Source organism: Roseovarius sp. Pro17, assembly GCF_035599575.1.
GTDB lineage: Bacteria > Pseudomonadota > Alphaproteobacteria > Rhodobacterales > Rhodobacteraceae > Roseovarius.
On sequence record NZ_CP141179.1, the window covers coordinates 499,219 to 520,821 of the forward strand.

The following is a 21,603-nucleotide window of genomic DNA, read 5'->3' on the forward strand; positions in this document are numbered from 1 at the left end:
CATCATGCAGTCCGCCCTCTTGCGATCTGAGCCGCCGCCGTCACGATCAGCGAGCGGCCCGTCATTTCAGAGGGCACATCAAGATCCATAAGCGTGAGCAGGGTAGGCGCCAGATCGCTCAACCGCCCCGATGCCAGTGCGGCACCCTCGGGGCCGCCGATCAGGATGACTGGCACGGGATTGGTGGTATGGGCCGTATGTGGTGCGCCGCTGACGGGGTCGATCATCTCTTCGCAATTGCCATGATCCGCAGTAACGATCATCGCGCCGCCCACTTTTTCCAGCGCCGCAATAACGCGGCCCAGCTCTGTATCCACTGTCTCGCAGGCGACGATGGCCGCAGCCAGATCGCCGGAATGGCCGACCATGTCGGGATTTGCGTAGTTCACCACGATCAGATCGTAGCGGGCCTCGATGGCGCTGATGAGATGATCGGTGACCTCCCGCGCCGACATTTCGGGCTGCATGTCGTAGGTGGCGACATGCGGCGAGGGGGCCATGTAGCGATCTTCGCCCGGCTCAGGCTCCTCGCGTCCGCCGTTCAGGAAAAAGGTGACGTGCGGATATTTCTCTGTCTCGGCAATGTGGAACTGACGGCGCCCATGTTTTGCGACCCAGACGCTAAGCGTATTTTCCGGCATCTCGTCGGGAAATATGCAGTCCATGTAGGTCGCGTGGCGTGACGAATAGGCGGTAAAACCAGAGACGATGGCGAATTTTGGGCGTCGCCCTGTCTCGAAATGGTTGAACTCAGGGTCAGCGAAAGAGGCCACTATTTCGCGCGCGCGATCGGCGCGGAAATTGAGGCACATCAGACCGTCACCGTCCCGCATTCCGGCGTAATCGCCCAGCACGCGCGGCTTGATGAATTCGTCTGTGCGTCCCTTGCCATACGCGTTGTCGATGGCCTCGGCGGCGGTGTCTGCGACGTATCCCTCGCCCGCGGCGATGGCGCTGTAGGCTAGTGCCACACGCTCCCACCGGTTGTCGCGATCCATGGCATAGTAGCGCCCCGAAACGGTGGCGATGCGCGCGCCTTTAGGGAGGGCGTCGTTCAACTCTTCGAGATAGGACTTGGCCGAAATTTGCGCCACGTCGCGCCCGTCGGTAAAGGCATGAATAGCCACCGGAATACCCTCGGCGGCCAGCGCGTGCGCGGCGGCGATCATATGCCCTATATGCGAATGGACGCCCCCGTCGGACAGTACGCCCAGCAGATGTGCGGTGCCGCCCGAGGCGCGCATGGCGTCGGCAAAGCGGCGTACGCCGGGCAGGGCGTTGAACGTGCCAGTCTCGATCGCGCGGTCGATGCGGCGCAGATCCATCTCGATCACGCGGCCAGCTCCGATGTTCAGATGTCCGACCTCGGAATTGCCCATCTGCCCCTCGGGCAGGCCTACCTCCAGCCCGTGCGTGATCAATGTGGCATTGGGGCATGTCGCCATCGCGGCGTCGAAATTAGGTGTGCGGGCAAGGCGAGGTGCATTCCCTGCCTCAGCCTCGGACAGACCCCAGCCGTCGAGAATACACAGAACGACAGGTTTCGGGGTTGTCATGTCTTGCTCCGAGGTTTGGCCTTGTTTGCGGTTTCTAGCCAAGATGACGCCGGGTTGAAACAGGCTAGGCGATGGCGGCGTGGTGAATTCAGTAGATATGTGCGCGGCGGCGGCGGAATTTGAGCATTTGGGGACCAATGAATGGCCGCCATCACGTCCGGTGGTACGGCCCGCCCGCGAGGATGGTCGTGGCACGGTAGATCTGCTCGGCCAGCATGACGCGGGCCAGCATGTGCGGCCAGACCATCGCGCCGAACGACAGGCTGAAATCCATGGTGTCGCGCAGCACTGGGTCGATCCCGTCCGCCCCGCCAATGACAAAGGCCAGATCGCCGCGCCCGGCATCGCGCCAATCGGCGATTTGGCGCGCGAATCGCGGAGATGTCAGGAGTTTGCCGCGCTCGTCGAGTGCGACGCGCACAGCGCCTTGGGGCAGGGCGCGCTCTAGCAGGGCAGCCTCAGCAGCGGGGCCACCGCCCTTTTTGTCCTCAACCTCGTGCAGGGTCGCGGGACCAAGACCCAGCGCGCGGCCTGTGCGATCGGCGCGCTGGATGTAGTCATCAAAGAGATCGCGCTCGGGTCCGGCGCGCATCCGGCCTACGGCGCAAATGTGCAGACGCATCAGCCAGGGCTGGTGGTGGGCGGGCTCGCCGGGGGTGCGATTTCAGCGCCGGGGCCACCTGCGGGTTGCCACATCTTTTCCAACTGGTAGAAATCGCGCACTTCGGGACGGAACACATGGACAATCACGTCGCCCGTGTCGATCAGCACCCAATCGCCGGTTTCCTTGCCCTCGACGCGGCTTGGGCGGCCCAAGTCGTGCTTGAGCTTGTCGACCAGCTTGTCGGCGATGGCGTTGACCTGCCGCGACGAGCGCCCCGAGCAGATGACCATATAGTCGCCAATGGCGGACTTGCCGCGCAGGTCGATCTGCACGATGTCCTCGGCCTTGTCGGCGTTCAGAGAGGTCAGGATATGGTCCAACTGCTGTTGGCTGGTTGCGGCGTCGTTGGCGATGGCAGTCACCCCCTTGGCGCTCGCTGTGGTATCGGCGGCACTGGCCGCTTCGGCGGAAATGGACAGAACGTCGTCCTCCTGGCTGCGCACCTGATCCTGCCCCGGTGCCGGGCCTGAATTGAAAATAGCGATCAATTCGCAAAGTTTCAATGAAGCATGGGGCACTATCACGCTTGTCGCGCGAGATTGTGCTGCTGGGACACGGTGGCGGTTGATTTAAAAATGTGTCGGTTTTGTGATATCGTCGGGATTGTTCAGCATCCGCACCTCGCGCTGTGGGAAGGGTATCGAGATTCCCTGTTCATGAAACGCGTCCCAGAGCGCCAGATAGACGTTGCCACGGATGTTTGTCAGGCCCTGTGCGGGATCGCGAATCCAGAAGCGCAGGATATAGTCCACGCTGCTATCGCCAAAGCCGACGATGTGGCACACCGGCTCTTTCATGCTCAGCACGCGCGGAACGCCCGCCGCCGCCTCGATCGCGATGGCGCGCACGTTGTGCGGATCGTCGCCGTAAGCGGTGCCGAAAAAGATGTCGAGCCGCACGAATTCGTTGGAATGGGACCAGTTGACGACTTGGCTGGTGATGAGATCCTCGTTCGGGATCAGGTATTCCTTGCCGTCGCGCGTGACGACGCTGACATAGCGCGCGCCAAGCGCGTTGATCCAGCCGAAGGTTTCCCCAAGGCTGATGACGTCGCCCGGCTTGATCGACTTGTCGAGCAGGATGATGACGCCCGACACGAGGTTCGACACGACCTTTTGCAAACCAAAGCCAAGGCCGAGGCCGATCGCGCCTGACAGGAACGCGAGGCCGGTCAGATCAACCCCGACGGTGCGCAGCCCCATAAAGATCGCGGCGCTGTATAGCGCCATTTGCAGCAGCTTGATCGCCAAAACCTGCATGGAGGGCGAGATTTGTTCGTTGCGCCTGATCCGGCTGGACGTGGTGGTCGAAATCAACCGCGCCGCGAAGAACAGCGCGCCCAGAATGACCACGGCCTGCACGACCAGCCAAAGGGAAATGCGGGTCTCGCCTAGTGTGACGGCCACGCTATCCAGCAGGCTCTGTGCCTCGTCGGTCAGCCCCAGGATCATCAGCGTCGCCCAGGCCCAGCCGGCATAACGCACGATTATGCGCAGAAACCCGTTGGCGATCAGCCGCGTGACGAAGGTGATCACCAGCCAGGTCACAGCGAGGCTGGCCGCGATCCCAATCAGGTAGGATCGGCTGGGCCATGTCACCTCCTTCATGATCAATAAGGTGACCCAAGCGAGTCCGACGAAGAACAAAAGGCGCAGCCGCCGATGGATCATCACCAAAAGGCGCATCCGCCATTTCGGCCAGCCCTCACGCGTGCGCATCCAAGCATGCAGGCGTGGCCCAAAGATGGCGCGTAGGATATGCGCAGCCACGATTAGCGCCAGGATGATACCGATCTGATAGGCGTTCCACGGACGCAGCAGCGCGACGGTGAACGCGTGGCCCTGTGACCAGAGGCTCAGCGCGATTTCATGCGCCTGCTCGACTGGGGGGAGTGTGGGGTTCGTTGCCATGACGGTCAGATTTGCATGCGGGGCGCGACGCGGCAAGTCAGGACTGGACAGACATGCCGGTTTCGCGCTTGGGTGGTGGGCCATTGACGAAAGGCCCGGACATGACGACCGCCCTCATCACGCATCCCGATTGCATGGATCACCACGTGCCAGAAGGTCACCCCGAACATCCCGCGCGCCTCTCTGCGGTGCTGCACGCGCTGGACGGCAAGACGCTCTTGCACCAGGAGGCACCGCTGGCCAGCGATGCACAGCTGCGCCGGGTGCACCCGCAGACCTATATCGACATGCTCGAGGCTGCGATTCCGGTCAGCGGCAGCGCTGCAATCGACGGCGACACATGGCTCTCGCCCGGCTCCATGCGCGCGGCGCGGCGCTGCGCTGGCGGTGCGATACAGGGCGTCGACATGGTGATGGAGGGTACGGCACGCAATGCCTTTGTCGCGACGCGTCCGCCCGGCCACCATGCCGAACGCACGCAGGCAATGGGTTTTTGCCTGCTGGGTAGCATTGCAGCGGCGGCGAAACACGCGCTGGACCATCATGGGCTTTCGCGGGTCGCCATCGTCGATTTTGACGTGCACCACGGCAACGGCACTCAAGATCTGGTGCAGGACGACGCGCGTATCGCGTATCTGTCGTCGCATCAGATGCCCCTCTTTCCCGGCACCGGCCACCCGTCCGAGACGGGCGTCGCGGGCAACGTGCTGAACATCGCGCTGCCCGCCGGTACAGGTAGCGCTGGGTTCCGGGCCGCCATGACCGATAGCCTTCTGCCTGCCGCCGATGCCTTTGCGCCCGAACTGTTGCTGATCTCGGCAGGCTTTGACGCGCACGCGGCCGATCCGCTTGCCAATATCGCGCTGGATGAGGGCGATTTCGCCTGGATCACCGAACGGCTCTGTGATCTGGCAGATACCCACTGCGCTGGGCGCATCGTGTCCTGCCTAGAAGGGGGATACGATCTGCACGCCCTCGCCGCCAGCGCGGCGGCGCATGTGGACGTGCTGATCGCACGAGGAGCTTGACCCGAGGGGCTTAGGGGGGATCGCTGAGCGGGGTCACTGACACGATCTTTCACTGTTCAAAAAATACTCACATCCCACCGCAGGCCCCGCGCACATCGCGTCGGTTGCAGCGCCCACTTGCCAGTCCCGCCGCATCATGCAACGCAGGCTTTCAAAATCGCCGCAAAGGAAAAAACATGCGCGCCGGTCTTTCGCTGCTTTGCCTTACCTACGTTCTCAGCCAGTTCTACCGTGCGTTTCTCGCCGTTCTGGGCAGTGTGCTGCAGCGTGATATTGGCGCGGGGCCTGAGGATTTAGCAACGGCGTCGGGCCTTTGGTTTCTGGCGTTCGCGAGCGCGCAACTGCCCATCGGCTGGGCGCTGGACCGGATCGGGCCGCGCCGCACAACCTCGGCATTGCTGCTGGTCGGAGGAGCGGGTGGCGCGCTGATCTTCGCGCTTGCGCAGAACGCTACGCATGTGAATATCGCCATGATGCTGATCGGAGTGGGGTGCGCGCCGGTGCTGGTATCGGCCTATTTCATCCTCGCACGGCAGGGCAGCGCGGCGCAGTTCGCGACCATTGCGTCGATCTTGATGGCCATCGGTTCACTCGGCAATCTGGGCGCGTCGTGGCCGATGGCCTGGGCGGTGGAGGCGTTTGGCTGGCGCGCCGCCATGACGGGCCTCGCCGCGATTACGGCCCTGGCGGCAGCGGTGCTTTTCGTCCTATTACGCGATCCGGACGCGGCGCCGGGCGGGCGGCGCGGATCGGTGCTGGACCTTGTGAAAATGCGCGCGCTCTGGCCGATGATGCCGTTGATGTTTGTCTGCTATGTGCCTGTTGCCGCGATCCGTGGCCTGTGGATCGGGCCCTATCTCAGCGATATCTTTGGCCTCGCCACCGCGCAACTGGGGCAAGCGTCACTGGTGATGGGTGTGGCGATGATCGGCGGCACGCTGGTCTACGGTCCGCTAGACCGGGTTTTCGGCACACATAAATGGGTGATCTTTGTCGGCAACATGGGTTGCGCCGCCGCCTGCCTATTGCTGGCGGTGCTGGTGGGGCAGAGCGTCGGGCTTGGCATTGCGCTTTGCGCTGTGATCGGGCTGTTCGGGTCGACCTTCCCGATTATGATCGCCCATGCGCGGGGCTTTTTCCCGGCCCATCTGGCGGGGCGGGGCGTGACGCTGATGAACCTCTTCGGCATGAGCGGCGTGGGGCTGATGCAGCTCGGCTCGGGGGTGCTGCACGGGCGCGTTGCGGCCACCTCAGGTGATCTTGCCGCCTATGGCACGCTTTTTGCGTTTTTCGGCTTGGCCGCGCTGGTCGGCTCACTCGCCTATCTGTTCAGCCGCGATGCACCTGCCGCCCCTCTTCCCTATACGCCCCCAAACAGCTAAGACGCGCCAGACCAGACCGGATTTGCATCAGGAGTTACAACAGATGGGCTATCGAGTCGCCGTCGTCGGTGCCACGGGCAATGTGGGCCGCGAAATGCTGAATATCATGGCCGAGCGCCAGTTCCCCGCCGATGAGGTGGTCGCGCTGGCCAGCCGTAAATCCATGGGCAGCGAGGTCAGCTATGGTGACAAGACGCTCAAGACCAAGGATCTGGATGCGTTCGATTTTACTGGCTGGGACATCGCGCTTTTTGCCATCGGCTCAGACGCGACCAAGATCTATGCGCCCAAGGCGACCAAAGCCGGGTGCATCGTGATCGATAACAGCTCGCTCTATCGCTACGACCCGGACGTGCCGCTGGTCGTGCCGGAGGTGAACCCCGAAGCGGTCGAGATGGTCCACAAGAAGAACATCATCGCGAATCCCAACTGCTCGACCGCGCAGATGGTTGTTGCGCTGAAACCCCTCCATGACCGGGCGAAAATCAAGCGCGTCGTCGTCAGCACCTACCAGTCCGTCAGCGGCGCCGGTAAGGAGGGCATTGATGAGCTGTGGGACCAGACCAAGAGCATCTACAACCCCACCGACGACAAGCCGGCCAAAAAATTCACCAAGCAAATCGCCTTCAACGTGATTCCGCATATCGACGTTTTCATGGATAGCGGTGACACGAAAGAAGAGTGGAAGATGGTCGCTGAGACCAAGAAGATCCTGGATTCCAAGATTAAGGTGACGGCCACCTGCGTGCGCGTCCCGGTCTTTGTCGGCCACTCCGAGGCGATCAATATCGAGTTTGAGGAATTCCTCGACGAGGATGAGGCGCGCGATATCCTGCGCGAGTCGCCCGGCATCATGGTGATCGACAAGCGTCAGGACGGCGGCTACGTCACGCCCATTGAGTGCGTCGGCGATTTTGCCACCTTCATCAGCCGCATCCGGCAGGACAGCACGATCGAGAATGGCCTGAACCTGTGGTGTGTGTCCGACAACCTGCGCAAGGGCGCGGCCCTCAATGCCGTGCAGATCGCCGAAACGCTTGGCCAGCGCGTGTTGAAAAAGGGCTAGGGCAACCTGCACACCCCTATGTCCGGCGCAGTGCGTTGCGCCGGATGTTGCACTTTGCGCCTCTTGGCGCAGCATTTTCAATCTCGCGGCATCCACCCCCTCATTGCGCCTCGCGGCGGTCAAAATAGCGTTAATCCGCGCATTCTATTTCGGATCTCCTTGCAATCCTGCCCGCCGCGCCGAAAGCTGATGGGGCCCCGCCAGAGGATCTCACCATGCGCACTTCAATCCTGACCCTGACTTTTGCCCTCGCCTTGCCGACCGTCCTTATGGCCGAGGACATCCCCCTTACCAGCCGTGTCAGCGACGTCACGCTCTATCCGCAGGGCGCGACCATCCTGCGCAAGGTGCCTTTTACCGCCCCCACCGGGCAGCATGATCTGATTCTGCTCGATCTGCCGCAGGACACTGATTTGCAAACCGTCCGCGTCAGCGTCACAGGCGCCCAGATGGGCAGTGTCACCACCCGCCGTGACGCCCAGCCGCCGCGCGGCGAGCGCCAGAGTGCCGCCATCGAGGCCGCCCGCGATGAGGTTGAGCGCCGCGAAGAGGCACTTGCTGCTGCTCGCGCCGACATCGCGCGCATCCGCCTCGCAGTGGATGCCGCTAACGCTCAGGTCGCTTTTCTAGCGCAGTTGGGCCAGGGCGATGGCATTGCGGCGCAGGACGTCGCGACCCTGCGGGATCTGTCGCAGATGATCGGCGCGCAAACCCTCGCCGCGCGCGAGGCCGCCCATGACGCCGCCCGCGAGGCCGAGCGCGCCGAGCGTGACCTGAAGGACCAGATCGAAGCGCTGGAAGAGGCGCGACAAGCGCTGGCCGCGCTGGTGCCCGAGGACGAGAACCGCGCGATGCTGGCCGTTTCCATCACTGCAGCGGACGACACGACAGGCACGTTGGAGGTCACGTACCAGACTTGGAGCGCTGGCTGGTCGCCGGTCTACGACATGACCTTGGCGCGCGAGACAGGCACATTGGATATCGCGCGTGGCGCTTATCTGCGCCAGAACACGGGCGAGAATTGGCAGGACGTTTCGCTGACCCTCTCGACCGTGCGCCCCAGTGGCCAGACCCGGCCCAGCGAAATCGGCCCGCTTTTGCGCCGTATAGGGCCGCCACTACAACTGTTGCGCAAGGAGAGTATGGGCGCCGAAATGGACATGATGGCCATGGCCGAGTCTGCGCCGGCCCCGTCGATCATCGCCGCGTCGGCAAAGTTCGACGGGTTGGCGGTGACCTATGACTACGCGCCACCCGTTACCATCGCCTCGGGCGCCGATGCGCTGCGCATCGCGCTGGGTAGCCTTAGCACGCAGGCCGAAATTCAAGCCCGCGCTGTGCCGCTCTATGATGAAAGCGCGTTCCTTGTCGCCGATTTCACCAACGATATGGGTGAGTTGATCCTGCCGGGCGAGACGCATTTCTATCTGGATGCGACCTATGTCGGCATGGCTCAGAGCCAGCTGATCGCGGCCGGGGCCGAGAGCGAGGCCTCGTTCGGCCCCATCGACGGGCTGCGTCTGATCCGCACGGCGCTGGACCGTGAAGAAGGCGATAGCGGGCTGATTCGCAAATCCAGCGATCTGACCGAAACCGCGCGGATCAAAGTCGAGAACCTGACAGATCGCGCCTGGCCGGTTCGGCTGCTGGACCGCGTGCCTTATTCCGAACAGGAAAAACTGAGCATCGACTGGAAGGCCGATCCGCGCCCCGACGAGGTGGATGTAGACGATCAGACCGGCGTGCTGGCGTGGGAGTTTGAGCTTGCACCGGGTGAGGCGCGCGATCTGGTGCTGGAATATGACATGCAATGGCCCGAGGATCAGGTGCTGCGGCCATAGTGGGCCGTCTGGCTTTTCCTAAAGCGTTTCGCGAAGAACCTGAATCACGGATTTTCGCGGAACGCGCGCGACATATCAGCGTTGTGCGCGTTTCGCCTTTGTCCGATGCCTCAGGTTAAAGACGAAACGCTTTAGGGCTGGATATCCTTGCGTGCGCTGAGGGCCGCGCTGATCGTGCCGTCGTCCAGATAATCCAGCTCGCCACCGATGGGCACGCCTTGGGCCAGCGATGTGAGGCGCACACGCCCCTCGACCTGGTCGGCGATGTAATGCGCGGTCGTCTGTCCGTCGATGGTAGCGGCGAGGGCGAGGATCACCTCAGTGATGCCCTCGCTTTCGATGCGGTCGATCATGGTGGGGATACGCAATTGTTCAGGGCCGACCTGATCCAGCGCGCTCAGCGTGCCGCCGAGGACGTGATAGCGTCCCTTGAAGGCGCCGCCACGTTCCATCGCCCATAGGTCTGCGACGGTTTCGACGACGCAGAGAATGCCATTGGCCCGCTTTGGCGCGAGACAGATATCACAGATTTCAACGGTCCCGATGTTGCCGCAGATGGTGCATTCGCGGGCCGTGGCAGCGACCTTTTGCATCATGTCGGCTAGTGGCAGCAATTTCATCTCGCGCTTGGCGATCAGGTGCAGCACCGCGCGCCGCGCCGAGCGGGGGCCAAGGCCCGGCAGCCTTGCCATCATCTCGATCAGACTGTCGATATCGCGGGTCGAACTCAAAGGGTGTGTCCTGACGGCCAGCGGCGGGAACGCCTTCGGCGAGAGTATTTTGGGAACAATGAAAGACGCGGGCGCGCCGCCATTCAGAAGGGCAGCTTCATGTCCTTTGGCAGGCCCATGCCCTCGGTCAGCTTGCCCATTTCCTCTTGGGCGCGGTCGCTGGCTTTGCCTTGGGCGTCCTTGATTGCGGCGAGGATGAGGTCTTCGACGACTTCCTTGTCGTCGCCGGAAAAGATACTGGGATCAATATCAAGGCTCTTTAGTTCGCCCTTGCAGGTGGCAACGGCCTTGACCAATCCAGCGCCACTTTCGCCAGTAACCGTTAGATTATGCATTTCCTCTTGCATTTCGGCCATCTTGGTCTGCATTTCCTGCGCAGCCTTCATCATCTTGGCCATGTCGCCCATCTGGCCCAATCCCTTGAACATATCCGTCTCCATTTCGATCAAAACGTCTGGCCCCTAGATACGTGTGCAGGGCATCGGGAACAAGGGTGGGGGCGCAACAAGAGGACAGGGTTGTCAGTCCTCCTCGAAAGGGTCCCATTCATCCTCGACCTCGGGCAATGCCTCGGCCTGTGCCTCGTTTTCGATCTGGCGCGCGGTGCGGATCTCGATGATTTGCGCGCCGGGGAAGGCGTCCTTGACGGCCTGCACCAGCGGATGACCCTCGGCCTCGGCGCGTAGCGACAGCTCTTCGGCGTCGCGCACGCCTGCGATAGTTTCCTCGCCGCCCTCGTTGACCAGCGTCACCGCCCAGCGATTGCCGGTCCAGCGCTGGAGCGCGCCGCCGAGGCGCTGGGCCAGATCGTGCGGGGCCTTTTCGGTTGGAACAAACTCGATGCGGCCGGGCTGATAGGCGGCGAGTTGGACGCAGGTTTCAACCTCGACCAGCAGTTTGACGTCGCGGTTGGCACGGATCAGTTCGACGACGTGGTGGAATGTCGGGTAATGCGCGAGCGCGGCGTCAGCTGCGACGGCGAGCGTTTGGCCCGCGCCATTGCTTGGGATCGCGCGCGGCTGCTGACCCTGAGGCTGGGGCGGCGCGTAAGTGCCCGATGAGGCATGAGTGCCGCCACCACCGCCCGTCGGGGCGGCTGTGCCAGAAGGCGGCCCGCTGGGCACTGGCGTGTCCTTGAGCTTGCGTAGCAACTCTTCGGGGCTGGGCAGGTCGGCCACGTGGGTCAGGCGAATCACGGCCATTTCTGCGGCCATCATGGCGTTGGGCGCGCCTGCGACCTCCTCAAGTGCCTTGAGCAGCATTTGCCACATGCGGGTGAGGACACGCATCGGCAGCGCTTCGGCCATTTGCAGACCGCGCGCGCGCTCGTCCGGGCCAATAGTGGGATCGTCGGCAGCCTCGGGCGTGATCTTGATGACCGACGTCCAGTGCGTGATTTCCGCCAGATCGCGCAGCACAGCCAGCGGGTCGGCCCCGTCTGAATATTGCGCGCCCAGTTCTGTCAGCGCGCCCGCGGCGTCGCCCTTTAATATCAGATCAAAGAGGTCCAGAACGCGGCCCCGGTCGGCAAGGCCGAGCATCGCGCGGACCTGATCGGCGCCCGTTTCCCCCGCGCCGTGGCTGATGGCCTGATCCAAGAGCGAGGTGGCATCACGGGCTGATCCTTCGGCAGCGCGGGTGATGAGGGCCAGCGCGTCGTCGGTGATTTCGGCACCTTCCGCGATGGCGATCTTGCGCATGAGTTTCAGCATCACCTCGGGTTCGATCCGGCGCAGATCAAACCGCTGACAGCGACTGAGGACCGTCACCGGAACCTTGCGGATCTCGGTGGTGGCAAAGATGAATTTGACGTGCGCGGGCGGCTCCTCAAGCGTTTTCAGCAGCGCGTTGAAGGCCGAGGTGCTGAGCATATGCACTTCGTCGATGATGTAGATCTTGTAGCGCGCGGATGCGGCGCGGTAGGCGACCGAATCGATGATCTCGCGGATGTCGCCGACACCTGTGCGGCTGGCGGCGTCCATTTCCAGCACATCGACATGGCGGCCTTCGACGATGGCGCTGCAATGCTCGCAAACGCCACAAGGCTCGGTCGTGGGACCGCCATTGCCGTCGGTGCCGATGCAGTTCATGCCCTTGGCGATGATGCGGGCCGTCGACGTCTTGCCGGTCCCGCGGATGCCGGTCAAGATGAACGCCTGCGCGATGCGATCCGCCTCGAACGCGTTTTTCAGCGTGCGGACCATCGCATCCTGCCCGACCAGATCGGCAAAGGTTTCGGGCCGGTATTTGCGGGCCAGAACGCGGTAGCCGGAGGGTTTCGTGTCGGTCATGTGGGGCCGCCTGCTGGAATCGGGATGTGTCGGCGGCAAGGTAGGCGCGCGGCGCGCCCGCGTCCACCCGCCCTGCTGATCACAGCATCCACAATACGGCGCCAGTGCCAATCGTGGCGAGGCTGAGCAGCGTCGCGAGGCAGCGGAAATTTTTTGAACCTGCCGCCTCGGCGTCGCGGCAGGTGAGGCGCTCATGCGTCTTGAAAGCCTGATTGGCGGCGGTCCAGTAGATCGCAATTGCGGTTATCAGGAACAGGCTGGCGACGGCCTTGGCCGCCCAAGTCGGCTCAAAGTCGCCGAACACGGCCTTGAGTGCGATCGCGACGCCGACCGCGCCCAGCCCGAGGCCCATCCACGAATTGAACGTGCGCTCATTGGCCATGATGGTGCGGTCTTCGGCCCAGTCGGTGCGCTGTTCAGCCTTGTCGTTCTTGTCGCTCATCATGGAACGCTATGCCATGTGCGTGCGTTTGGCGACAAGGGTTTTTCTGGCGCGCGGTGCGCGGAACGTTATGGTATATGCCTAAGCCACATTGATCGGAGCCTATGGAATGAGACTGAAGGGATTGCGCCGCAGCCGCAACGTCGAGGATCGCCGTCGCTCTGGCGGTAGGGGGGTACGCGGCGCGGGGATCGGCGGCGTTGGCATGATCGTGGTGCTTGCCATCGGGTATTTCGCCGGGATCGACGTGACGCCCCTGCTGCAGGGCGGCGGGCAGGTGCAAACATCCGCACCCCGCGAACTGAGCGCCGAGGAAGAGCGCGCAGCAGATTTCAGCGCGCGCGTTCTGGCCAGCACCGAAGAAGTCTGGAGCGATCTGATGCCGCAACAAGTGGGACAGGAGTATCACCCGCCAGTGATGGTTCTTTATTCAGGCATCACGCGCAGCCCCTGCGGCGGTGCATCCGGGGCAACCGGGCCGTTCTACTGCCCGGCGGATCGCAAGGCGTATCTGGACACAGAATTTTTCGCCACCCTGTCGCAGCGACTGGGCGCGCGCGGCGATTTCGCTGCTGCCTACGTGATTGCCCACGAGGTCGCCCACCATGTGCAGAACGAACTGGGCATTTTAGGACAAGTGAGCGAGGCGCGCCAGGCCAGCAGCGAGCGGCAGGCCAACGCACTGACCGTCCGGCTGGAATTGCAGGCCGATTGCCTCAGCGGCGTCTGGGCGCAAGCGGTCGATAGTCTGCTGGAGCCGGGCGATCTGGATGAGGCATTGAACGCCGCGCGCCGGATTGGAGACGACCACCTTCAGCGGCAGGCGGGGCGTGTACCGCAACCGCACACCTTTACCCACGGCACGTCCGAGCAGCGCTCGCGCTGGTTCGCGACGGGCTATGACAGCGGACAGATGGGCGCCTGCGATACCTTCGGCACCGAGCAGTTGTAGGTGTGGGCGGGTGACTGGCTTTGTCATCCACGCCTTGCCGGTGCTGCGCGGCATCCTCGCGCTATCGCCGCTGCCGGGGACAGGGGGCGACTATGCTGGCGATCTGGCTCATTTAAAGGATTGGCAGCCCGCGATGGTGATGACGCTGGCGACGCTGGCCGAGATGGTGGCCGCCGGGGCGGGCGAACTGGGTCATGACGTCACCCATGTTGGCACGCGCTGGGTGCATCTGCCGGTGCCGGATTACGGCGTGCCGGATGCCGCTGGCGATGCGCGTTGGCGCAAGGCTGCGCCGGTTGCGCTGTCGGCGCTGCGCGGCGGCGGGCGGGTGCTGATCCAATGCCGGGGCGGCTGCGGGCGATCAGGCATGGCCACGCTGCGATTGATGATCACGGCCGGCGAGGCGCCCGAATCGGCACTGGCACGGTTGCGCGACGTGCGTCCCTGCGCTGTGGAAACCAAGGCGCAGATGCGCTGGGCCATGCGGGATGTCGGTCAAAGTGGCGCTGGAGGGTAAGGTGAGAGGCTGGACAACGACCCAAGCGAGGCTCGTTACGGCTGCTTCCTTCCGGATCTGACCGGGTTGGCGAGGTGCCTGCCCGCGCCAACCTCTCGACGGATCAGATAATGGGGATGGGGCTGCATTGCAAGAGGGGCCTGCGTCATGACCACCGCTGCACATATCGCGCCTCCGGCGGGAGTATTTTCGCGAAACGCTTTAGTCCAGCGGATAGGTCAGTTCAGCCTGTGCGGCCTGCATCGGTCCTGTGGCGCGATCAAAGCGCAGATAAGCAATCGCGCGGTTCCCGGACTGGGTATAGAGCGTGCCGACCGGCTTGTCGTTTGCCGTGATTTCGGTTCCGGCGGGGGCCACGCCCTGGATTCCGGCGATGGCGAGACCTTTGCGCAGTTCGGTCTTGTGCTTCATGCGGGCGGTGACCTCCTGACCGACATAGCAGCCCTTGCGGAAGTCGACGCCATGGAGCCGCTCAAATCCGGCCTCGAGGATGAAAGTATCAGGGGTCAGCTCAATCCCGGTCTCGGGGATGCAATGGGCCACGCGGATGGCGTCCCAATCCGTGCCGTCGTCGCCGGAAGTTTCACCATAGAGACGCCAGCCCATATCCGGATGACGCGGATCGGTCAGCGCGCCTTCGGGGGCAGGGCCAGTGCCGCGATACAGGTCGAGGTCCGTCTGGGTGATTTGCACATCCGCGCGCAGACGATACATATTCAGCCGTTGGATCAGGCCCGGTGCAAGGTCTGTCGTGACGTCGAGATGGATCGCGCCATCCCGCTCGAACAGGAAAAAGTCGGCCAGGTATTTGCCCTGCGGCGTCAGCATCGCGGTATAGACAAGGCCGCCAGACAGCTTTTCAATGTCGTTCGTGATCAACCCCTGAAGGAAGCTGCGTGCATCCGCGCCGGTGATCTGGTGAATGGAGCGCATGGCTGCTACCTCTCTGGGCCTCGGTGCCTAAGCGTTTCGACATATTGCCCGATCAAGACGATATGTCGAAACGCCCATGACGTATCAATGGTTTTCGCGTTTCAAATTCAAGTTGTATTTCAAAATGAACTCTAAACGTTCTAGTCTCATAGAGGATGCGGGGGCGGGGCGACAGGGGGGCTGACATTGCGCGCGAGGCTATCCGTAATCGTGCCGACGCGCGATGCCGCAGTTCGGTTGCCGGTGCTGTTGTCCGGCCTGATGGAGGGCGTCGAGTCGGGCCTCATCCGCGAGTTGATCGTTTCGGATGGGGGATCGGGCGACGCCACCGCGCGCATTGCCGAAGAGGCCGGCGCGCTCTGGTGCGAGGGGCCGCCATCGCGCGGCGGGCAACTGCGACGTGGGGCGGAGTTGGCGGGTGGTGAGTGGCTGCTGTTTCTCCATGCCGACACTGGCTTGCCGGTTGGCTGGTCCGGGGCGGTTCTGACACAGATGAGCGATGGGCGGCCGGGGTATTTCCGCCTTGCCTTTGACGCGCGGGGGCTGGCGCCGTGGCTGGTTGCAGGTTGGGCCAATCTGCGCTCGCGCCTGTTTCATTTGCCCTACGGCGATCAAGGCCTGCTGATTTCGCGCATCGATTATGATGCCGTCGGTGGCTACCTCGATATCCCGTTGATGGAGGATGTCGCCATGGCGCGCCGTCTGGGCGCGCGCCTCAGCGTGATGCCGCTGACTGTGCTCACCAGCGCAACGCGGTATCGCCGGGAAGGCTGGCTGCGGCGCGGCGCGCGCAACCTGAGCCTGTTACTGCGCTACCTTGCGGGTGCCGACCCCGAGGATCTGCGCCGCCGGTACTGAACGGACACCGCGAAAATTCGCAGAATTTTCTGGCAGGGAATTTTCTGGCCCCGCTTGCCTCTGCCTGCGGGCCGCGCTAATCAGAACTGGCCCAAGCGGGCGTTGTGTAATGGTAAGACCTCAGCCTTCCAAGCTGATGATGCGGGTTCGATTCCCGCCGCCCGCTCCAGCAATCCCCATTACCGCGATTTCAGGTTTTCGGACCAGTCCACGGCAGTGCGATACCACAGGTTCGCCGCGTGCAGAAAATGGGGCCGCGTGCCGGGTTGCATCCAGTGGCGGGTAAGTTGCGTCGCGGAATATCCCGTCTCGCCGCGCGGATCGTTCATCGCGCGGTAGGCCGCTTTGGCACCCAGATAGGGCGCCATCACGGTGCCCGACCCCGAATAGCCCATCGCATAATGCAGGCCGCGATCCGCGCCAACATGCGGCATATGGGTAAAGCTATAGCCGGTGTTGCCGCTCCATACGTGGCTCAGTTTCGTTTCCTTGAGGTCAGGCCAGACATCGCACATCGTAGCGTGCAAGCGTTTTGCTGCGGTCTGCATGTCGACATTCACCATCGACGCGCGCCCGCCATAAAGGATGCGGCTACCATCGGGCGAGATGCGGAAATAGCTGTGGCGCGCGCGGGTTTCCACCATCATGCGACGGCCCGGTGCGAGATGGCCGATAAGGTTCGCTGCCAACGGCTCGGTCGCGATGAGGTAGCTGGGCAGCGCAAAGATGCGGCGCGCGTGCCAGACGAAAGGCTTGGCGGTGTAGCCGTTCGTGGCCAGCAGGACCTTGTCGGCCTTGATGCGGCCTTTAGGCGTGGTCGCAGCAAAGGTCGCTCCGGTCCGCTCGAGTTGCGTCACTGGGCAATGCGCGATGATGGGAATGCCGCGCGCGAGGGCGGCGCGCATCAGGCCCTGATGAAATTTCGCAGGCTGGATGGCGCAATGCTCGTCAAAGACCAGGCCACCGAAATAGCGCCGCGTCTCGATTTCTTGGTTTAGGGCCTCACGCGGAACGACATGCGCCTTTACGCTGCTTTTTTCAGCCAGCGTTTGCGCGAGGGCCTTCTGGTCTTCAAAGTGTTTCGCGGTCCAGGCCAGCTGGATGCGACCGGTTTGCTGAAGATCGCAGTCGATGCCTTCTCGGTCGATCAACGCGCGCGCCCAATCCAGCGCGCCGCCGGCTTCGGCAAAGAGTGCGTCGGCGGTCTGCGCGCCAAACCGCTGTGCCAGCGCGTCCCAGCCAAGGCGCGGATGCGCGCCGAACATGCCGCCGTTGCGGGTGGAGGCACCTTTGCCGGGGTCTGCGGCATCGACGATTGCCACGGACGCGCCGCACTCATGAGCGGCCAGCGCGGCCGAGAGGCCGGTATAACCCGCGCCAACGACCAGCAGATCGCAGCGCGCGGGCAGTGCGCCCTCAGGCGTGACCCAATCGATGCCATCCCACCAATAGGGCTGGCCGGGGGCTGCGTCGTCGGTCCAGAGAGTCATGACCTATCCTCGGTTATGCTTCGCTGCCGACGCTGGCCGCATTCCCAACCGGAATCAAGGCGCAGCGGAGGGGCACGCCTACAATGCAAAAAAGGCCCGACATAAGCCGGACCTTTCAATGCTAGACGATACTGGCCGCCTCAGCTTACATTCTTTGCCGACAACTCGACCGCGTGCAGGAATGACTTGGCCGAGGAACTTGCCGAGAGCAGCAGATACGTATCGTCGCCAGTGCGCGCGATGATTGCGCCCATATGCTCCATCACCGTGCGGGCAATGGCATTTACCGCGAACGCATCAGGGTGCAGGTCAACCGGGCAAATCCGCTCAAGCGCGCGGCGTGCGCCGGGGCCGGATATTTCCAACGCGCACCATGCGTCGGTCTGGTCGGTCGTGTAGGCCGCGCCCTTCAGTTTTTTGGCGATCTGCGGCTCGGCGTCGGGCGTCGGGCTGGGGAACAGCACAAAGGCCTGATCGACGCCCAGGCGCATGATCGCGCTGGATTTATCTTTGGCGACAACGGACATGCCGACCTCGGGCAATGCGACGCCAAAGGCGGTCTTGATCGCCTTTTTGGCCGCATCCTCGCCGCCCAGCGGCAGGGCGATGGACACGATGGCCAGATCCTTTGGCGCGCTCAGCTGGATATCGCCAAAGCTCTGGTCATAGCCTGCCAGCGGCGGCGCGGAGGTGAGGGTGAAATCAGGCACGCAGGCGCTCTCCTTCGGGGTCGATGAAGTGGGCCGAGACGATCTCGACGTCCATTTCGGTATCGTGGACGGGGCTGACGGCGCGCACAATCTCGCCCATGCGCTTGTCGCCGGATTTGATGAATCCAAGGCCTATGGAATGCTCAAGGCTGGGGGAATACGCCACCGACGTCATCCAGCCTTGATCGTTCGCCATAGTCGCCTCATCGCCCTTGTTGATGAAATGCGATCCGGCGATCAGTTTCTGACTGCGATCCACCGGGCGGAAGCCGACCATTTTCTCTGCATCCTCGCGGTTCATCTCAGGGCGCTCGGACAGCGTCTTGCCGATGCAGTCCTTTTTCGAGCTGACCATGCGGCCCATGCCGAGGTTATGCGCAGTAATGCGCCCGTCCAGTTCGTTGCCGGCTGCGTGGCCCTTTTCGATCCGCATGACACCCAGGGCCTCAAGGCCATAGGGCGCGGCGCCGAATTCCTCGCCTGCCTTGACCAGCGCCTCGATCATCGAGTTGCCATAGCGCGCCGGCACGGCGATCTCGTAGGCCAGTTCGCCCGAAAACGAGATGCGGAAGAGGCGCGCAGGTGTGCCGCCACAAACGGTGATTTCACCGCAAGCCATGAAGGGAAAGCCCTCGTTGGACATGTCCTGCGTGTCATCCACGATCTTGCTGAGCAGCTTGCGCGCGTTCGGACCGGCGACGGCGAATTGCGCCCACGCATCGGTGGTCGAGATCAGATGCACGTCCATATCGGGCCAGAGGCATTGGCGCGCGAATTCCATCCGGCGGAACACCAGCACCGCGTTGGCGGTGGTGGTGGTCATCACGAAATGGTTTTCGCCCATCCGCGCGGTGGTGCCGTCCTCATAGCAGATGCCATCCTCGCGCAACATGATGCCATAACGGACCCGGCCTACTGCCAGTTTGGCAAAGCCGTTAGCGTAGATCTTGTTCAGGAATTCGGCGGCGTCCTTGCCCTGAACGTCGATCTTGCCCAGCGTGGTGACGTCGCAGATGCCAACGGAATTGCGGGTGTTCAGCACCTCGCGGTCGACCGAATCGCGCCAGCCCGCCTCGTTGCCTTTGACGAACCACTGCGCGCGCAGCCAGTTGCCGACCTCGATAAAGGTCGCGCCATGTGCCTTGGCCCATTCGTGGCTGGGCGTCAGGCGATAGGGGCGGAAATCCTGCCCACGCGCCCGGCCTGCCAATGCGCCAATCGGGATCGGCGTATAGGGCGGGCGAAAGATGGTCGTGCCGGTTTCGGGGATCGTCTTGCCGGTGCATTCGGCCATGATCGCCAGCGCCGCGATATTCGACGTCTTGCCCTGATCGGTTGCCATGCCGGTGGTCGTGTAGCGTTTCAGATGCTCGACCGAGCGGAACCCCTCAAGATGCGATTGCTTGACGTCCTTGACGGTAACGTCGTTCTGAAGGTCCACCCATGCGCGTTTCTTGCCCGAAGGGAAGTGCCACTTGGGCGCGCCTTCATAGGCTTCATCCTCGGCCTTGGGGCCGGCCTTGCGCGAGGGGGTGAAACCCAGATCCTTGATCTGCGCATTGGCGGCCTTGCGGCCCTCATCCAGCGCGGCGGCCAGCGTCAGTTGACCGTTGGCGGCACCGGCGACGACCATGCTCTGGGGCAGATCCTTGCCCGGTACAAAGGCCGAGATATCGTCGCGCCAGACGGGGCGCCCACGCTGGTGGCAGGTCAGGTGAACGTTGGGGTTCCAGCCGCCCGAAACGGCGAGGCAATCGACGTCGATCATCTGCCCGTCGGTCAGCGTTATACTCTTTAGCGCCTTGCGGCCTGCGGTATCGACCACGCCCGCACCGCGCACATGACGCGCGCCCGGAACGTCGCAGAACGCGGGCGCGTCCCGCGTGTCGATCACAGCGCGGACCTCGACGCCCTTGGCGGCTAGATCGGCGGCAGTGCGCCAGCCGTCATCGTTGTTCGTCAGAACCGCAACGCGCTGCCCCGGCGTCACGCCGTAGCGGTTGACATAGGTGCGCACTGCGCCTGCCAGCATCACACCGGGGCGGTCGTTGTTGCCAAACGCGATGGGCCGCTCGGTCGCGCCAGCGGCGAGAACCGCGCGCTTGGAATAGATGCGCCACAGCACCTGACGCGGCTTGCCGCCTGCGCCGGGCAGGTGGTCGGTGTACCGCTCGAGCGCGCCGTAGATGCCGTGATCGTAGGCTCCATAGACAGACGTGCGCGTCATCAGGCGCACATTGTCCATCGAGGCGAGTTCCGCCACAGCTTGGGTGGCCCAGTCGGAGCCAGCCATGCCATCTATTTCCAGCGTCTCGGCATTGAGCCGCCCACCAAACGCAAAATCCTCATCCGCGAGGATGACACGCGCACCGCTGCGTGCACCAGAGAGGGCTGCGGCGAGGCCAGAGGGACCGGCGCCGATGACCAGCAGATCGCAATGCAAGAAGCCCTTGTCGTAGGTGTCGGGATCTTCTTCCATCGACAGGCGGCCAAGTCCGGCAGAGGCGCGGATCATCGGCTCGTATAGTTTTTCCCAGAACGCCTTGGGCCACATGAAGGTCTTGTAATAGAAACCCGCGCTGAGGAAGGGCGAGGCAAGGTCCGTCACGGCCATCAGGTCGAATTCAAGCGAGCCGCGATGATTCTGGCTGGTGGCGCTGAGGCCGTCGAACAGTTCGGCCACGGTGGCACGTGTGTTCGGCTCTTGAGCGGCGCCGGTGCGCAGTTGCACCAGTGCGTTCGGCTCTTCGGATCCGGCGGTAAAAATGCCGCGCGGGCGGTGATATTTGAACGAGCGTCCGACCAGCACCTGACCGTTGGCCAGAAGGGCCGAGGCAAGCGTGTCGCCCTCGTGCCCCTGCATGGATTTGCCATTGAAGGTGAAGTTCAGCGTTTTGGAGCGGTCGATGAGGCCGCCCTTGATCCGGTTAACTTGGCTCATTTGCTGCGCCCCCGTGAGCGGGCCACGTCGCGGGCCATTTCGACATCGGTGATTTTGTGGGTGATGGTATCGCGCGTGACGACCAGCCAACTGCGATCGCCCTGCTCATGATACCAAAGTTCTTGCATCTTGCCGGCGATGTTGTCGCGCAGATAGCCGTATTCATAGAACGCTTCTGCGGCATCGTCAGCCTCCCAATCGGGGCGGTCAATGAGGCACGCGTCGCCCAGATAGATGAATTCGGCAGCGTCGCGCGGGCCGAGAAGGGGGTGGTCGATGATCATTTGCTCA

Annotated in this window: 20 protein-coding genes, 1 tRNA gene and 1 other RNA gene; 8 read left to right on the plus strand and 14 right to left on the minus strand. The window is 63.1% G+C overall.

Going from position 1 to position 21,603, the window contains the following annotated elements; genetic code table 11:
* Positions 1–2: 2 nt before the first annotated feature.
* From gpmI to U3654_RS02465, 4 genes are all read right to left on the minus strand, one after another.
* Complete coding sequence (gpmI, locus tag U3654_RS02450; RefSeq protein ID WP_324753775.1) at positions 3–1,556, minus strand: 2,3-bisphosphoglycerate-independent phosphoglycerate mutase; 1,554 nt, start codon at positions 1,554–1,556, stop codon at positions 3–5.
* A gap of 151 nt (positions 1,557–1,707) precedes the next feature.
* Complete coding sequence (gene rlmH / locus U3654_RS02455) at positions 1,708–2,178, minus strand: 23S rRNA (pseudouridine(1915)-N(3))-methyltransferase RlmH (RefSeq protein WP_324753776.1); 471 nt, start codon at positions 2,176–2,178, stop codon at positions 1,708–1,710.
* Positions 2,178–2,708: a ribosome silencing factor gene (gene rsfS, locus U3654_RS02460; protein WP_324753777.1), complete on the minus strand. Its 531-nt coding sequence runs from the start codon at positions 2,706–2,708 to the stop codon at positions 2,178–2,180. Before rsfS ends, rlmH begins: the two co-directional genes overlap by 1 nt.
* A gap of 81 nt (positions 2,709–2,789) precedes the next feature.
* Positions 2,790–4,130 (minus strand): mechanosensitive ion channel family protein, encoded by a 1,341-nt coding sequence (locus U3654_RS02465; RefSeq protein ID WP_324753778.1) that lies wholly within the window; start codon positions 4,128–4,130, stop codon positions 2,790–2,792.
* Between the two features lie 101 nt (positions 4,131–4,231).
* On the opposite strand from U3654_RS02465, the gene U3654_RS02470 reads away from it, so the two are divergent.
* From U3654_RS02470 to U3654_RS02485, 4 genes are all read left to right on the plus strand, one after another.
* Positions 4,232–5,158: a histone deacetylase family protein gene (locus U3654_RS02470; protein ID WP_324753779.1), complete on the plus strand. Its 927-nt coding sequence runs from the start codon at positions 4,232–4,234 to the stop codon at positions 5,156–5,158.
* A 176-nt stretch (positions 5,159–5,334) separates the two neighbouring features.
* Positions 5,335–6,540, plus strand: coding sequence for an MFS transporter (locus U3654_RS02475; protein WP_324753780.1), 1,206 nt, complete (start codon positions 5,335–5,337; stop codon positions 6,538–6,540).
* Between the two features lie 43 nt (positions 6,541–6,583).
* On the plus strand, positions 6,584–7,606 hold the full coding sequence (locus U3654_RS02480; protein WP_324753781.1) for an aspartate-semialdehyde dehydrogenase: 1,023 nt from the start codon (positions 6,584–6,586) through the stop codon (positions 7,604–7,606).
* 215 nt (positions 7,607–7,821) lie between these two features.
* Entirely contained in the window at positions 7,822–9,447 is a 1,626-nt protein-coding gene (locus tag U3654_RS02485) for a DUF4139 domain-containing protein (protein ID WP_324753782.1), read from the plus strand.
* 131 nt (positions 9,448–9,578) lie between these two features.
* On the opposite strand, the gene recR is transcribed toward U3654_RS02485, so the two are convergent.
* The 4 genes from recR to U3654_RS02505 form a co-directional block, all read right to left on the minus strand.
* A complete protein-coding gene (recR, locus tag U3654_RS02490; RefSeq protein WP_324753783.1) occupies positions 9,579–10,178 on the minus strand; it encodes a recombination mediator RecR in 600 nt (199 codons plus the stop codon).
* 83 nt (positions 10,179–10,261) lie between these two features.
* Positions 10,262–10,606, minus strand: coding sequence for a YbaB/EbfC family nucleoid-associated protein (locus tag U3654_RS02495; protein WP_324753784.1), 345 nt, complete (start codon positions 10,604–10,606; stop codon positions 10,262–10,264).
* Between the two features lie 93 nt (positions 10,607–10,699).
* Entirely contained in the window at positions 10,700–12,469 is a 1,770-nt protein-coding gene (locus U3654_RS02500) for a DNA polymerase III subunit gamma/tau (RefSeq protein ID WP_324753785.1), read from the minus strand.
* Positions 12,470–12,548: 79 nt separating this feature from the next.
* The gene (locus tag U3654_RS02505; RefSeq protein WP_324753786.1) at positions 12,549–12,914 is read right to left on the minus strand and encodes a DUF202 domain-containing protein; all 366 of its coding nucleotides are present in this window, start codon (positions 12,912–12,914) and stop codon (positions 12,549–12,551) included.
* A gap of 106 nt (positions 12,915–13,020) precedes the next feature.
* Here U3654_RS02505 and U3654_RS02510 point away from each other — a divergent pair, with 106 nt between their 5' ends.
* Positions 13,021–13,863: a neutral zinc metallopeptidase gene (locus U3654_RS02510; protein WP_324753787.1), complete on the plus strand. Its 843-nt coding sequence runs from the start codon at positions 13,021–13,023 to the stop codon at positions 13,861–13,863.
* A gap of 10 nt (positions 13,864–13,873) precedes the next feature.
* Positions 13,874–14,380: a protein phosphatase gene (locus U3654_RS02515; RefSeq protein WP_324753788.1), complete on the plus strand. Its 507-nt coding sequence runs from the start codon at positions 13,874–13,876 to the stop codon at positions 14,378–14,380.
* Here the strand turns inward: U3654_RS02515 and ffs are convergent.
* Positions 14,380–14,478: signal recognition particle sRNA small type (gene ffs / locus U3654_RS02520), an RNA gene on the minus strand. The two genes, U3654_RS02515 and ffs, sit on opposite strands and share 1 nt — an antisense overlap.
* 103 nt (positions 14,479–14,581) lie before the next feature.
* Positions 14,582–15,313, minus strand: a complete 732-nt coding sequence (locus tag U3654_RS02525; RefSeq protein WP_324753789.1) for a folate-binding protein — start codon at positions 15,311–15,313, stop codon at positions 14,582–14,584.
* Positions 15,314–15,499: 186 nt separating this feature from the next.
* Between U3654_RS02525 and U3654_RS02530 the strand changes: the two genes are divergently transcribed.
* Together U3654_RS02530 and U3654_RS02535 are read left to right on the plus strand one after the other, a co-directional pair.
* On the plus strand, positions 15,500–16,171 hold the full coding sequence (locus tag U3654_RS02530) for a TIGR04283 family arsenosugar biosynthesis glycosyltransferase (protein ID WP_324753790.1): 672 nt from the start codon (positions 15,500–15,502) through the stop codon (positions 16,169–16,171).
* A gap of 95 nt (positions 16,172–16,266) precedes the next feature.
* Positions 16,267–16,340: transfer RNA gene (locus U3654_RS02535), tRNA-Gly, on the plus strand.
* Between the two features lie 10 nt (positions 16,341–16,350).
* Here the strand turns inward: U3654_RS02535 and U3654_RS02540 are convergent.
* The 4 genes from U3654_RS02540 to U3654_RS02555 all read right to left on the minus strand — a co-directional run bounded on the left by U3654_RS02540 (position 16,351) and on the right by U3654_RS02555 (position 21,596).
* Positions 16,351–17,661, minus strand: coding sequence for an FAD-binding oxidoreductase (locus tag U3654_RS02540; RefSeq protein ID WP_324753791.1), 1,311 nt, complete (start codon positions 17,659–17,661; stop codon positions 16,351–16,353).
* Between the two features lie 140 nt (positions 17,662–17,801).
* On the minus strand, positions 17,802–18,371 hold the full coding sequence (locus U3654_RS02545; protein ID WP_324753792.1) for a sarcosine oxidase subunit gamma: 570 nt from the start codon (positions 18,369–18,371) through the stop codon (positions 17,802–17,804).
* Entirely contained in the window at positions 18,364–21,312 is a 2,949-nt protein-coding gene (locus U3654_RS02550) for a sarcosine oxidase subunit alpha family protein (protein ID WP_324753793.1), read from the minus strand. The genes U3654_RS02545 and U3654_RS02550 overlap by 8 nt, the downstream gene beginning before the upstream one ends.
* Positions 21,309–21,596 (minus strand): sarcosine oxidase subunit delta, encoded by a 288-nt coding sequence (locus U3654_RS02555; protein ID WP_324753794.1) that lies wholly within the window; start codon positions 21,594–21,596, stop codon positions 21,309–21,311. Before U3654_RS02555 ends, U3654_RS02550 begins: the two co-directional genes overlap by 4 nt.
* Positions 21,597–21,603: the final 7 nt, after the last annotated feature.

Coding starts and splice junctions, on each gene's coding strand:
- U3654_RS02485 (WP_324753782.1), top strand. CDS start 7,822: ATGCGCACTTCAATCCTGACCCTGACTTTTGCCCTCGCCTTGCCGACC.
- U3654_RS02500 (WP_324753785.1), bottom strand. CDS start 12,469: ATGACCGACACGAAACCCTCCGGCTACCGCGTTCTGGCCCGCAAATAC.
- U3654_RS02470 (WP_324753779.1), top strand. CDS start 4,232: ATGACGACCGCCCTCATCACGCATCCCGATTGCATGGATCACCACGTG.
- U3654_RS02540 (WP_324753791.1), bottom strand. CDS start 17,661: ATGACTCTCTGGACCGACGACGCAGCCCCCGGCCAGCCCTATTGGTGG.
- U3654_RS02550 (WP_324753793.1), bottom strand. CDS start 21,312: ATGAGCCAAGTTAACCGGATCAAGGGCGGCCTCATCGACCGCTCCAAA.
- U3654_RS02555 (WP_324753794.1), bottom strand. CDS start 21,596: ATGATCATCGACCACCCCCTTCTCGGCCCGCGCGACGCTGCCGAATTC.
- U3654_RS02505 (WP_324753786.1), bottom strand. CDS start 12,914: ATGATGAGCGACAAGAACGACAAGGCTGAACAGCGCACCGACTGGGCC.
- U3654_RS02510 (WP_324753787.1), top strand. CDS start 13,021: ATGAGACTGAAGGGATTGCGCCGCAGCCGCAACGTCGAGGATCGCCGT.
- U3654_RS02465 (WP_324753778.1), bottom strand. CDS start 4,130: ATGGCAACGAACCCCACACTCCCCCCAGTCGAGCAGGCGCATGAAATC.
- rlmH (WP_324753776.1), bottom strand. CDS start 2,178: ATGCGTCTGCACATTTGCGCCGTAGGCCGGATGCGCGCCGGACCCGAG.
- U3654_RS02495 (WP_324753784.1), bottom strand. CDS start 10,606: ATGTTCAAGGGATTGGGCCAGATGGGCGACATGGCCAAGATGATGAAG.
- U3654_RS02480 (WP_324753781.1), top strand. CDS start 6,584: ATGGGCTATCGAGTCGCCGTCGTCGGTGCCACGGGCAATGTGGGCCGC.
- U3654_RS02525 (WP_324753789.1), bottom strand. CDS start 15,313: ATGCGCTCCATTCACCAGATCACCGGCGCGGATGCACGCAGCTTCCTT.
- U3654_RS02475 (WP_324753780.1), top strand. CDS start 5,335: ATGCGCGCCGGTCTTTCGCTGCTTTGCCTTACCTACGTTCTCAGCCAG.
- gpmI (WP_324753775.1), bottom strand. CDS start 1,556: ATGACAACCCCGAAACCTGTCGTTCTGTGTATTCTCGACGGCTGGGGT.